9 protein-coding genes are annotated in these 13,222 nt (G+C 34.6%); 2 read left to right on the top strand and 7 right to left on the bottom strand.

The window, feature by feature from the left end:
• Position 1: 1 nt before the first annotated feature.
• A complete protein-coding gene (locus J1905_RS03505; protein ID WP_214225844.1) occupies positions 2-2,287 on the bottom strand; it encodes a reverse transcriptase family protein in 2,286 nt (761 codons plus the stop codon).
• Positions 2,288-2,578: 291 nt separating this feature from the next.
• Between J1905_RS03505 and J1905_RS03500 the strand changes: the two genes are divergently transcribed.
• Positions 2,579-3,595 (top strand): helix-turn-helix transcriptional regulator, encoded by a 1,017-nt coding sequence (locus J1905_RS03500; RefSeq protein WP_214225843.1) that lies wholly within the window; start codon positions 2,579-2,581, stop codon positions 3,593-3,595.
• Between the two features lie 68 nt (positions 3,596-3,663).
• Here the strand turns inward: J1905_RS03500 and J1905_RS03495 are convergent, their stop codons facing one another.
• From J1905_RS03495 to J1905_RS03485, 3 genes are read right to left on the bottom strand one after another with little or no spacing between them, the layout of a single operon-like run.
• Positions 3,664-5,688, bottom strand: coding sequence for a Piwi domain-containing protein (locus J1905_RS03495; protein ID WP_214225842.1), 2,025 nt, complete (start codon positions 5,686-5,688; stop codon positions 3,664-3,666).
• 31 nt (positions 5,689-5,719) lie between these two features.
• A complete protein-coding gene (locus tag J1905_RS03490; protein WP_214225841.1) occupies positions 5,720-6,940 on the bottom strand; it encodes a putative phage abortive infection protein in 1,221 nt (406 codons plus the stop codon).
• Between the two features lie 22 nt (positions 6,941-6,962).
• Positions 6,963-7,523, bottom strand: coding sequence for a hypothetical protein (locus J1905_RS03485; RefSeq protein ID WP_214225840.1), 561 nt, complete (start codon positions 7,521-7,523; stop codon positions 6,963-6,965).
• Positions 7,524-7,678: 155 nt separating this feature from the next.
• On the opposite strand from J1905_RS03485, the gene J1905_RS03480 reads away from it, so the two are divergent.
• A complete protein-coding gene (locus J1905_RS03480) occupies positions 7,679-7,858 on the top strand; it encodes a hypothetical protein (RefSeq protein ID WP_214225839.1) in 180 nt (59 codons plus the stop codon).
• A gap of 99 nt (positions 7,859-7,957) precedes the next feature.
• Here J1905_RS03480 and J1905_RS03475 read toward each other — a convergent pair whose 3' ends face one another.
• The 3 genes from J1905_RS03475 to J1905_RS03465 are packed head-to-tail and all read right to left on the bottom strand — an operon-like array spanning position 7,958 to position 12,551.
• The gene (locus tag J1905_RS03475; protein WP_214225838.1) at positions 7,958-9,748 is read right to left on the bottom strand and encodes a hypothetical protein; all 1,791 of its coding nucleotides are present in this window, start codon (positions 9,746-9,748) and stop codon (positions 7,958-7,960) included.
• Positions 9,748-11,904, bottom strand: a complete 2,157-nt coding sequence (locus J1905_RS03470; protein ID WP_214225837.1) for a coiled-coil domain-containing protein — start codon at positions 11,902-11,904, stop codon at positions 9,748-9,750. The genes J1905_RS03475 and J1905_RS03470 overlap by 1 nt, the downstream gene beginning before the upstream one ends.
• Positions 11,901-12,551 (bottom strand): hypothetical protein, encoded by a 651-nt coding sequence (locus tag J1905_RS03465; protein ID WP_214225836.1) that lies wholly within the window; start codon positions 12,549-12,551, stop codon positions 11,901-11,903. The genes J1905_RS03470 and J1905_RS03465 overlap by 4 nt, the downstream gene beginning before the upstream one ends.
• Positions 12,552-13,222: the final 671 nt, after the last annotated feature.

Here is a 13,222-nt window from a genome sequence, read left to right as displayed (position 1 = left end):
ATTATATGTAGTAAAATTTTAAAATGTGTTTAAATCCAATTATTTCTTCCATCCCAATTACATCAAATTTAGGTGTTTTTTTGTCTTTCAATATATTGATTCTATATGGAGTATTGTCGATTTTTGTTTCTATGGACCAATCGCAATATCCGTATAGATTGTGTTTGATTCCCCCCATAGCACCCTTGTCTGTATTCCATTCTATTAGGATTTGTTCGAGTTCTTTTGTTGGGTATGAATTAGTTTGACTGATAATCAATTTTCTTACAAAAAAATCGTCCTCTGTTGATCTTTGATAAGAAACTGAGATATCTCGATCTCCTCCGTATTTGCCCATTGCTGAAAAAATAGCGAATAAAGCTCTTTTCAACGAAGGGATATGAGTGTAAAAATCTGCTTTTGATACTTGGTCAAGTTTCAAAGAATATTTATTGTTTTCATCAATCAATGCATCAGAAAATGCTTCGTTTACTAAAAATTCTAAATTCGGAGATTCTACACGGATTAACCTTCTAAAATCTTCAATAATAACCTTGAGGCCTGTATTTCGAAAAGGGTGTAACATATTCTTAGATGACCACTTTATCCATTTATCAGTTGACCATCCTTCATTAACTAGACGGTCATTAACCGAAGTCCAATTTGGTTTGCCCGAAAAAGCGAATTCATTAACGATCCTATATAAGCTTGATGGAATTTCAAAGCCATTTTTACCTCTCAATGATTGTTCAAATATGCTTCTCCACTTTTCGAGAAAAAATGATATTTCAAATTTACCCTCTTCATCAAAGTCATGGGTTAAATATTTTAGACCATCTCTTTTATTGAAAAGAGACATAAATCTAGCTACATCTTTAGGAGAGTGTTCACTTTTCCAGCCATCAGTCGTCACAGATGATGAATTTATAGAAGAAGACGAACCCAAACTGTTTTTGCCAGTGTTATCATTATTAACTAACCTTGAAAGCTCCAAATTTACATTAGCAAAGATTTCCTGTTTTTCAGCTAGAGCTATTTGATCACTGTTTAAAATTGATACCATGAAAGTCTTCAGATCTGGATTTATAAGACCATTTTCGGTTAAATCATATCCTGAAGACTCTACTGATTTAAAATGAACATCTTCAGGATTTAGTTCTGATTTTTGTTTTTTTGCCAACAACTTTTGATATTTAAGAGCTAATGAGGTATATGTTTTATTGTTCGCCCCTTTAATCATTTTTAAGTATTGAAGACGGCCACAAATAACATTAGACATATCTACATTTACTTTCTTTGTAGATTCCTTTGTATGCTTATAGCGTCTTAAAAAAAACTTGGTTGCTTTAACATAGCCATAATGTTCCCAATAGTAAAGATCAATTTTTATATTATTTATAAAGCTTTTAGAGACATTAGGGTGTTTGTTAACAACAAGGCCAGTGACCATTTGTTTAAAGCCATCCTTTTGTAATCTGACCTTTTCTTCATTAATAACAAAGCCCTGATCTTTTATTATTCTATTAAGTTCTATCAAAAAGTCGCTGTTTTGTTGATAGACGTTATGCAGCGAAGAAAATGTAATATCGTCTGCATATCTTGAATACTTTAATCCAAATCTTTTAGCCGTTGCAGAAAGGAGGTAATCCAGTTTTTGGCAAACTAGATTGGTAATTAGAGGTGATGTAGGTGCTCCCTGTGGAAGTACATTTTTATTGACTTCTATTTCTTTTCCGTTTCTATCAGTTCTTGTGACTAATAATTCAGTACATGTAAGTGCACTTATTATGTTTACAATTTCTAATGAAGAATTATATTTGTTATCTTCTGGATTTTGGAATAGAGATAGGTTTATTGGTTTTAGTTGTAGACATTTCCATACCCTTGCTTGATCTACGCTATGAAAAAAATCCTTAAGATCAATGTTGTAAACATAATAATTGCCAGCATGGAATGCTGCATTGTCGACAATTGACTTGCCCATTACAAATCCCGTTGCAAAAACTGTTGGTTGAAAAATGCAGTTGAGTATTAAATTCAAGCATTTTTGAATTACTAGAAGCCCTTTTACGGGAGCATGTATTTTTCGTGACTTTCCATTTTTTTTCGCGATCTCGAAACTTTTATATCTTTTGAAGTTTACATTGGGGTTGGAATAGTACGTCAATTGCCTTAAATCAAAAAAAACTGTTTTCTCGCCGTAAATAATTTTTTTTGCATAGTTGAGTAGTTTGACGAAATCATCTCGATCTCTCATACTATGAAAAGCTTTTACAACATAATCTTTTTGATCTTTTTCTATTTTCATGTATAAAAAAACTAAGAAGGCCTGCGTGAATTATTCTTTGTATATGCAAGTATAAAGAGATCATAAGGATTTCATAATATCAGGTAAAAACGTGTCAAGTAATGACCGATACAAACCTTCAGCTGCATAACTTCTTAAGTTACCAGCTACCAGTTGATCTGAGGTTACAAACCTCCAACTGGCAAATTCAATACATTTCAGCAGGCCTTCAAAGAACTTCACAAACATATTACCTTTCTGTGCAGTGGAGCTGCATAGAAATTCTTATTTTTGAATTTATATCAAAATTTTATGGCAGTAACTAAAAACCCCTTGATAAGGTATCGAATACTGGATAGATGTTTTAGCAATTCAGGGAAAAAGTATTATATTGAAGATTTGATTGAGGAATGTCGTAAAGTACTACAGGAGATTAATCCTTTGACAAAAGGTATTAGCAGGAGGCAAATTCTCGACGATATAAATTTCATGGAGAGCAGTGAAGGGTGGAATATTAATTTGGCTCGCTATCGTACTGGAAAAAGGGTTTATTATCGTTATAATGATGTTTCATACTCTATAAACAATTTTCCTTTTGGAAATTTGAACATACTAGAACTTCAAAAAGCTGTAGAAATCTTATCATCAATCAATGGCATCTCCTTGGTTGAGAGATTACAAAGTATATCTCCACATATCGATTCAAAATTTAATCAAATATTAACACAAGGCAACCTGATAAGCTTTGATGATAATCCGTATCTAGTAGGTAGGGAAAAAATGGAGGAGCTTTACCAAAGCATTGTAGATAAACATGTATTAGCTGTAACCTATAATGATTTTAAAAGCAATAGCCCGTATGTTTTTACATTTCATCCATATCATTTGAAACAATATAACAATAGGTGGTTTGTTTTTGGACTTAATCCTGTGGTAAATAAGTCTGACTGGAATTTAGCTGTAGATAGAATTATTTCAATTTCTAGAATTGATGATTGCTTTGTACCTAATGAAGAAATAAATTGGAAAGAGTACTTTGAGGATATTGTAGGTGTTACTAAATATGATGATGCAAATATCGAAAAGATAACATTAACATTTTTCGGAGAAACTTGTAAATACGTAGTAACTAAACCACTACATGGCTCGCAGAAATCGAAATGGATAAATGATAATGAGCTCGAAATTAGATTAGAATTGATTATCAACACAGAACTCGAAAGAATAATTCTATCTTACGGATCGAATGTGAGGGTCGATTTTCCTGAAAGTTTATCAAAAAAGATAAAGCAAACGATTTCTGATGCATTAGAAAACTACCATTATTAAGAAGGTTTGTTGATAGGTTTTATCCGCCTATAACTTTACAACTATAAAGCAAAACCAGTATCAGACCATTATAAAAACCATAATTTATCTTTACCAAATTCAGGTAGCGTAAGAGAGTCAAAGTATGGAAATATCTCAGCGACCATTTCTGGATATTTTATTGTGACTGGCAAGTGTTGCTGTTTAACCGATTTCCAGTACATTTTGCTAAATTGATAAACCTGATCGATTAGTTCACGAACAATTACAGGAGTCAAAAGATCACGATCGGTACAAGTAATCTTCATTTTGACAGGAAAGGGAAAGCCGTCTGATGCGTTATGTTCTTGGTTATATCTTGTATTGTTAAATAGGAGATATTCGTTTCTTCCAACTTTAACAAAAGTACCACTATAAGGCATGTAGTTAGGCCAATCAGTATCCCAGGTAATAATATCACTTGATTCAGTCTTATTGATTGTAATTATAAAAACAGGAATGTTTAAGCCTAGGTTATGTAATTTGTGTAAAATGGGTTTTATTTCTTTTTGACTCATATCTTTAAAAAAATGGATGATGAGTCTTTCGGGATTACTGTTTACTGAAGTGAATTTAATGATGGCTTCTTGAATGGCTCCAGCTAAAATATCTGTATCAGTTCTTAAAAAACAATCAAATTCATTGAATTCTCCATTGTTTTGGAAAGAAAAAGCACTGCCAACATATTGGAGCCCTGTGTCTCGACTTTTAAATGCACCTACGCCAACCACTAATTCATTTTTTAGTGAAGATTGAATTCGCCATGGTACACCTCCTAACTTGGCTAGTGCTGCTACTGATATATTTAACATACTATATTTAAAATCACTACCTTTTTCAAGCATTTTATTGCCGACGATTACTTGAGAATGTATCCTTTTTTCTAATAATAGTTTTTTTAATGAGTAATATATCTGCCGATTATCCTTATTTGATTCATGTTTATCATATGGACTGATGTATATAGCAAAGTATTCTACATCATGTTTCCAATCTCTTCCTTCGATAGCTTTTGTAATTTCCGGAATAGGGTTGGCAATATTTTCGAAAGCTATGCTGAAGTTTTTTTCGGTATAATACCTAACTTTAGTTACATTTTCTATTCCTTTAAAAAACTCTATTCCATTCCGATAATATCCATCTAGTGTTTTTGCCGCTATTACAGAGTCATTTGGATAGATAAAAAAGAAGTGGACATTTGTATATGGCGATTTGTTTAATGGCCCCTGTTTGATTCCTTGTCTTGCATCTGTATTGATATGACTGTTGCCAAAAATAAGATTATTACTTTCAGCTTTTACATTACCTATCTGCGTTTGCTTTAAATTGTAGAATGCGATTTGAGTTATAGGAATTATCGTTTTGAATTCTACCGTGTCTAAAAAATCTTTTGCGAACTTTGATATTTTTGGAATAAACTTTTTGTATTTGTTTGTTTTGTCGGGTTGCGGGAAAGGAATTTCTAAATCCCGGTATATTTTAAGCCCGAGCACTGGATATGCCTTGTCATTGTCAATTAATTGCTGATCATCTAAATCTTGATATCTCAGAAGTTGATTTTCCTGTAAAACATAACCTAAATGTTCGGTTTGAATTTCAACCAACTCGTTAACTGTTTTGACATGGACTTTTGAGATTCCGTCATATGATAATAATAGTTCTCCTGAAGCTGTTAGTCTCCCTATCTGGCATCTTAATGTGAATTTATCATATATTTTATAATCACTTTGGTCTTCCTGGGGAATCCAAACCTGTACATCTTGAACAAAATTCTTTTTTACTAAAACATTGGACGTTTTAAAGTATTGGTAAACATTGAAATTGTAAAATCTCTTAATAAATGATGGTTTTTCAGAACTTAGGTCTAAATGAACCTCTGTATACCCTTCGTGAAATATATTAAAGCTGGTATATATAAATTCTACTTCATCACTAAGGTTCATTGTTAGGGCAACTTTTTCAGGAATAACATTTTTATGTATGCGATGTGATGATAAGTCCTCTTCCGTTTTGAAATAGAACGGAATTAAAGTTCCTGGAATAAAAAATGGAATTATGTTACAAGTCAAGTTCATTTGTCAAGCGTTGGTTTATAAATGCAAGATATTAGAAGAAAATCTTTTCTAATGTTTTTCTCGTTGTTGGTTTTGTTTCAAATTCAAAATGCAATTCTGGATAATAATCGTTTAAAACAAGACCTGGTGGCTGAGTAAGATCAGGTATGTTTTTAACAAAATTGTACTTTGTAAAGAGCCAGCTGTTTTTCTGGTCATTGCTTGGTGTTGAGTTTATATGTTCCAATTCCCAAGCCCTTCCCATAAAAGACAAAGAATTGTAAAATATTAAATATTGCTCAATAGTTGAAATCTGGGCTCTAAGCATTTTAACATAGTTATACTTCTTTTTATAATCTATAATCTTTTGATCATTTATATATTTTACGGTTAGGAACAGATGGCGAAAATAATGTCCGAGTTTATACTGGTGACCCCCATAATATTTATCTGTTTGACTTTTGTTTAAGAGAAATTCGAATGCATCCTGATAGTCTGAATCAAATTGTGTTTTATTTACTGTACGATCTTGTTTGTATTTATTCAGTATAGTAGAAATTTGTTGTGAGGACAATTCCTTTTTTTTGATAATTTCCCATTTTTCAAGATTTTCAGTTTTTGAACTTTTAAGTTTTATAAAAGAAAGTACATTGTCAATTAATGTTTCATTGTATTGTTGTTTCAAAAGTCTATTAAGCGATTTGAGGTCATCTTTTGAAGTTCCAAAAAATACTATTGAATATGCAATATCAATTTTTGCAAGTTGTATCAAATTAAGCGATCTTAAAATTGCCATCTCTTTTATCCCCGATAGAATTTCGGTTTTATAGAGATTGTTGGGATCTATTTCTTTGAAAAACGGTTCGATTTCATTGAAACAGGCTTCAAATTGGTTGACAATAAAATCAATTACTTTTTGGCCATTCATTTTTTCGAGTCCTTCATATTCAAGGTCTTTAACTGTTTCCTTGTGAATTTTTATTAATTCAATAAAGCGGTTTTCAATTTGCGATTCAAGAAATTGGTTTTTTTGATCGATTTGACTTTCAGTTTGAGAATTGAAACTTAAGTAAATAAGTATGAACCCCATTGCTGATAATAGAGTGCCGACAACACCACCAAAAAAATCAGAAATTTGAGATGTGTTTTCCCATGATATTTTTCCAGTACCAACTAAATCAAAATTTTTCCAAATTGAAATGATGAAAATTACCGTAATTAATACAGTTACAATCCCCAGAATAAATACAATATAACGTAGCAATTTAACCATAATTAATTTAAAGTGTATTATTTTAGTTTTCCGTAATAAACGAACAATTTGTTATATATTCAAAAAAATGCTCGGCATGCAAAAGTTCTAAATCTTGATAATCTTTAGGCACTGTATTGATTGCGATCTCTTTTATTTCGAGATAGAGCCAAATCAAATTATACTTAATTGAATTTAGGATGAAAATTTCCTCTCTTTGGTTCTGAAAAGAAGTATTTGAGTGATTAGACCAATGCAGGTCTTTCTCGGTAATAACTTTTGCAGTATCTTTAATTTTTTGAATTACTTCTCTATCTAGGTATTTGTCAATTAGGAATTTTCTGTGCTCTATGCTTTCAGAATTATTGAAGTTGAGTAAAAATTCTTTATAAAATCCTGTTACACAGTTTGAAATAATGATGTCGTAATATTTTAATTTGTCACTGTATGGTTTAGGTAGTGAAATTGAAAATTTGTAATAGCCTTCCCATTGAGTTTTAGATAACTTTAACAACTTCACTTTAAATATTTCATTTTTAATGTTTTCGCGTAAAAGAGTCGGTAATTCTAAATTTAGAATATTACTGATGCAAGATAAATCCATAATAATATTTTGATAGTTTACTAATATATAGTTTTTGATAGATAGCCTAAGTATCATCTCTAATTTTGACTACATGAAGGTGCATTTTTTAACAGGGTTGATTTTCATAGGGCAACAGACTCTTTAGCGGTTATAAGGACTACCTGGGCGATAAAATGAATCGCAGATACATCGAAAAGGAGTTTGGATTTTTCCCCAGTAAAATTGATTTTAATATCCTGATTGGCCGCATGGAAGAAAAATTGGATCATGCTGAAGTGATCAATACGACCAAGAGACAGTTCGGACAAAAAGACGTCAGGCTGCTGAGTTATGATGAGCTTTTAGAATACTAGGTGGCATTTTTGGAAAGGATGAATGTGTTAAATATATTTTGAATATTAATCCGGGCATTTTTAGTGAAATTTTTGTCCTGTTCTTATTTAACTTGGTTGTTATTTGTAGGTGCTTTTACTGCTTGGAAGTGTCCGGTTACCTGGAATTACAATTGAAACTACATAATCCGGATATCTCAGCTCTAAATTACTGGACGGGGTGAGATGATGAATCCGGAACCAGTCCTTGAAATTTGGTGGCGGAAGTTTTGATTTATCGCTCAGCTCTAGCAGGACAAATATACCCAGTTGCTCATAGCCAGAAGTGTAAGTTTGTGCCTGTGCAATGTAATTGTCCTCCAAACTTGCTTGGTCGGGCTGCGAAAGAGATCTTTTCAGTTCAATTGGAATGGTCAGTATGTCTTTTTTATAAAGGATGTCGACCCTCCCGCCGTCGACAAATTTAGCTCGTTCATGTTCCAGGCCGTCGGCGATTTTTGAATGCTCGAAATAGAGGATCATACTGTCCTGAAGGTCAGCCTCCAATGCCGTTTGACCTTTTCCTCCGTCCTGTTCACTGTAAAGAAACTGGTGCCGGGCCTTGTCATGGTCAACCAAAGTGACCCTGGTGTAGCGTATGACTTCTTCTAAAATATTACTAAATACCTCCATTTTGTCGGCTGGATAGTTTTGCAGCAATGTTCCGATTTCTTTCATCAAGTCAAAGAGAATTTGCTGGCCAATAATACTTCCTGTACGAAAAGGCAGCGTACCACTTTGTTCGTTTTTCAACATTTTGCCAATGGCTTGTATTAAAGTTGTTTCTTTGTTTTTGATCGATTGGTAGATTTCGAGGCCTTGTTTGGCTCCAAAGCTATCCGAAAGTAGGGCAAGCATTTGTAGATCTTCCGTTGGTTCCTGTTCATCAGGATATAAGGACAGGAGGTAGGTGATATAGTTCTGCAGTTCTTCGCAGCCCGTTAATGCTTTGAGTTTCTCCAGTTTTTGCTGTTCGGTTTTTAAATTGACACTTAGTATCTTGGATTCCAGCTTTTCAAAGATGCTGAGCCGGTACTTATACAGTAGATTCCGATTGGTGCTTTCCGTTAATGAGAGCTGGTCGGCTTGGATTTTCAATTCAAATAGGGCTTGTATGTTTGGACGGAACTCCAGCCAGCCGTTAGCATTCTCACTCTGCTTAAAAAGGCCGATCAGATTTTCGCTTAATTTATACAATAGGTATTCCAGTTCAAGATCTGCCTGATTAAGTTCATATAAAATGCGTCCCTGTAGCTGTGTTTTCAGTTCTGTAAGCAACCCTAGGAATTCGGACTCGTCAAAAGCAATAATGGATTTTATCAGTGCAATAAATGTTAGGTAGAAATCGGCATCTACCCGGTTCTCCACGCTTAAGGTTGCTGCCTTAAAATAGACAGAAGAATCAGTCAAGCTATTGAGCGGTGATGTGAGTGTATTTTCATTGATGCTCTTTGTCAACTCCAATATTCCCAGGCAGATGTAGGCTTGACTGGCTACTTCTGCATTTGGACTGTCTGAACATTCCTTTAATTTATGTAGCAAATCATCATCAATAATTGGTGTAAAATGCGCGAGGTATTTTAAAGCTATGTTTTGAAGCATTTCATTTTCATCCAAAAAGCAGCTGATCAAACCTAGTACTTGTATCCTTGTTTCGATCTTTTTTAAGATAAATAGCTCGCACAAGACCTTGAATGCCGACCTTTTGATAAAGAGGTTAGAATTTACTGAGATCACCTCAGAGAGATACTCAAAGAGTTGCTTTCCTGTGTACTTACTAAGATCAGCATGGTGGAAATTGTCCAGAAAGTTCACCTGGTCAAAGTATTTTCCGGTTTTAAAGAGTTCGGAACTGGCGAGGTTGATTTCCATTAAAATACAAATTCTTCCTCAGCTTTGATGAAGGTCTTTTTGGGCTCAGCAATCTGTTCAAACTCCCTAAGAGCCGATCCAACAAATATCTGCATATGGTCCTTAAATCGCTCGTTGATGCTTTTAAACATATCTGAAAGACCGTGCAGATGTTTGGGAACCATTTCTTCGCTGCCGGGAGAATCAAAGATTAAAAACCTTGGGTGTCTCCCCAGTGAATGTTCGATGTCAAGCTGGATCAGGCTAAGATAAAATGCAAGTTTAACACGGAGTTTTTCTCCAGGCTCCAGTTCTGAAAATCCAACAATGACCCCGTTTTGGGTCAAGGCAAGGTTCAAGTTGTCATCGATTTCGACCTTTTCTATACTGATCAAGCCGAAGGAATTGACTTCCTTTAGGATCAGGTCCTGAAGTTTTGACAATATATCTGCGTTCAACTGGATGCGCTTTTTTGCAAGGGAACTTAGTGCATATTCCAGTACCTGCTGGGTTAGGTAATATTCTGATAGTTCGGGTCCGGCTGTGCTGCTCTTTTGTTTTTTCAATTCATCGATCTGAAATTTGAGTACAGCTTCTTCCTTAATGTATTTTTCTCGGTTTTCAAATAGATCCTTCTGCTGTGCGCGCTCTTTGAGTACGGTATCTATTTTCTTCTCCAGTTCCTGCAGTTTTGCATTGTCTGATTCCAGGGATGGGATTTTGACCATTGCCTCATATTTTTGAGCAAGCAATTCTTTTAACTGGCTTAAGGCAGTCTGCTTTTCTAAAATCAGGTTGCTGACTTCTTCAAGTTTTTTCTGGTGAACGAGGATTTCTTCCTTTATCCGTTTGGCTTTTAATTGCAATTCCTCCTCTTCAATCTTTTGTTGAGTCGGTGTTTCTCCGCATAAACTACATTCATGTGTCTGCCTTTCCTGGACTTTCTTTTTTTCGCTAACTGTTGTTTCGCAGTGTGGGCAGGTTTTTATTTCTAGGTTGGTGAAAAAACTTTCTGCCTGCCGGTATAGTTCAACGTTCAGGTCTTGTTTACTGAGCCGGTTTATCTCAATATTTATCTTCTTTTTGTCTTCTTGCAGATTGTATAGTTCCTCCTCCAATGGTACCTGTTTGATCTTCTCGAGTTGGTAGTTTTCTTCTGCCGAACGCTGTTGAATACGGATTTTATTAACCTTTTCTTGTATCTGGATATACTCCTCCACAAAAGCCCTTTCACTCAAGGTACCTTTCACAGCGTTTTTGGCTTTTTCAAGTTCCGCGATGACCGTTTCGTATCGCTTTTCTAGTTTTGTAAGACTTTCCTTTGATTGTTCTGTCTTTGATTTGTCTACGAGTTTGATCTTGCCTATTGCCTCCACCGTTTTTTCTAGCTGAAGGTTCAGCATATTGATTGGATAGGTTAACGGAAGCCCAAGAATCATTTCAAATATTTTCTTGCCCTGGGCACCATAACTTTCTGTATTAAAAAAAAGGTGCTCATAATTACTAGATTCTAGGTAAATAGATTTGAAATAAGTTGTCCAACTGAGGTTTGCCGTACTGAGGTCAAAATTGTCTTTGGCACTGTTTTTCGAGGTGTATTTAAGGGTGTAGAAGGAAAAGTGGTCGAAGAAAAATTCCTGCATCTTTTCCTCAAACTGTGTCCTATTCTTAAATTCAAATTCAAGCTCACTATCTGCAGAATCAAGTTTGTTGTCCGTCCGTAGCTGTAAGAATTGTTCCATTTTCATCCTGTATAGATAGCCACGGTCTCGGCCTGTACGGTCAATGGCACAGGTATAGTCAATTATTCCGATTCTGAATTCCAGAATAATTTCTTCAATCCATGGTTTTAGATCCTTTTTTATACTGTCTGATCCTGTGAGGGCAAATTTAATGACCTTGAATATTGTGGATTTTCCTTTGTGGTTGTCTGCTATCCATACATTGATTCCTGTGAAAAGTTGTTGATCATGAATAAACTTTTCACCGTCCCGTTTTTGACCGGAAAAAATCAACCGGTTCAACAGCAGAGATTTTCCCAGGGATGTTGGAGAATCTTTATTGTAACCCTCTTTCAGATAGAGAATTTTATTGATTTGTTCTTCAGTGAGCTTATCTTCAAACTGACGGTGTACATATTTGACAAATTCGGTGTATTTGATGCTGTTGATACTCATAGCAGCTGACGTTTAAAATGTTGAAAATACGCAGCACTAACCCGGCTGTTGATATTTTTGATGTAGGATTTGTAGGAAACCCCGCTATATTCGGTGTAACGGTATTGTCTGGTCTTTAATTCTGTGCCTGGAAAATGATTGAAATATCGCTTCAGAAGTTCACACCTGTCGAAATACCATTTTACTGCGGCTATTTCTTTTAGATGTTCCTCGATTTTCTTGACACAGTCATTGGTGATGTAATATTGTTTGTCGTAGTTTTTTCCGTCTGTTCGTTTTTTACTTTCATGGTACAGAAAGCCTATACTGACGTGAAAGGCAATTACTTCATCAATACTTTCATAAGCGCCATTAAAAAATTTTTCCATTTCTTCCACGCGAATTTCCGGCTCTTTTTGTTGGTAGATCTGATGGATAATTTCCCTGATTTCAGTCTGGTCAATGGCTGCACCCTCGTCGATCAGGCTCATCAGTTCCATGGAGAGAAAATCAGGATAACGGAGCAAGAAATCTAAAGCCTGAATTTTTATCTCACTTCGAAATATCCCATAGTATTCCTTAGTATCTTCCTCTAGCCGCTCGCAGCAGGTGTAAAGAATAATAATGATCCTGAGCCGATCGCGGAATTTTCTTAAGGTATCCTCCATCAGTATTTCTGAGTTTCAGAGTAGAATGGATTTACAAAAGAGCAGTGACGCGTATCTGCTATCCAGGAAAAATGATAAATAAGTAAAGGGTTAAACATATCTGGCGTTAATTGAAGGTTATACTATTAGACGATTTCCTCGCACTAATATAAACAATTATATAAAGAAGAAAATCAAATCGAATTTCCTCGGTGCCATTCATCGTTTTTAAAAGCCCTAAAAGTTTTATCATGATACAACTGTATAAATAAAATATCAGCTAAAAAACATTACTTGATAAAAACGAAATGAAATCAAAAACCACCTTAGATGGGCTGCTAAGGCGGGTTCGATATAGATCTTTCCATCCTGATATTCCGTAATTTGATTGGAAAAAACGCTATGAATAATTCGGATTTCTTTTAAGGATTGAGCTATGAATTCAAACTGCCAGATGATTCTAAAAAGATCATTCAAATTGCAGTTATGCTATTCCATTTTCCAAAGCCCTAAACACGATTATTAACGGGGTAACCACTCTACTAGAGATAAACTCATTTTTTAGCATATCTCTAGTAGAGATAAATGTGTGGTTTTATACACATAAAAATACCCTACTCGAGACTACAAATGCATCGTTTGAATTGAATTTTTTGGTGCTTTGATTAAGTTAATATCTGCCAAATTTCACC

It is taken from the genome of Pedobacter sp. B4-66 (assembly GCF_018492665.1).
Lineage (GTDB): Bacteria > Bacteroidota > Bacteroidia > Sphingobacteriales > Sphingobacteriaceae > Pedobacter.
This window is presented reverse-complemented; position numbering and strand designations above follow the sequence as displayed.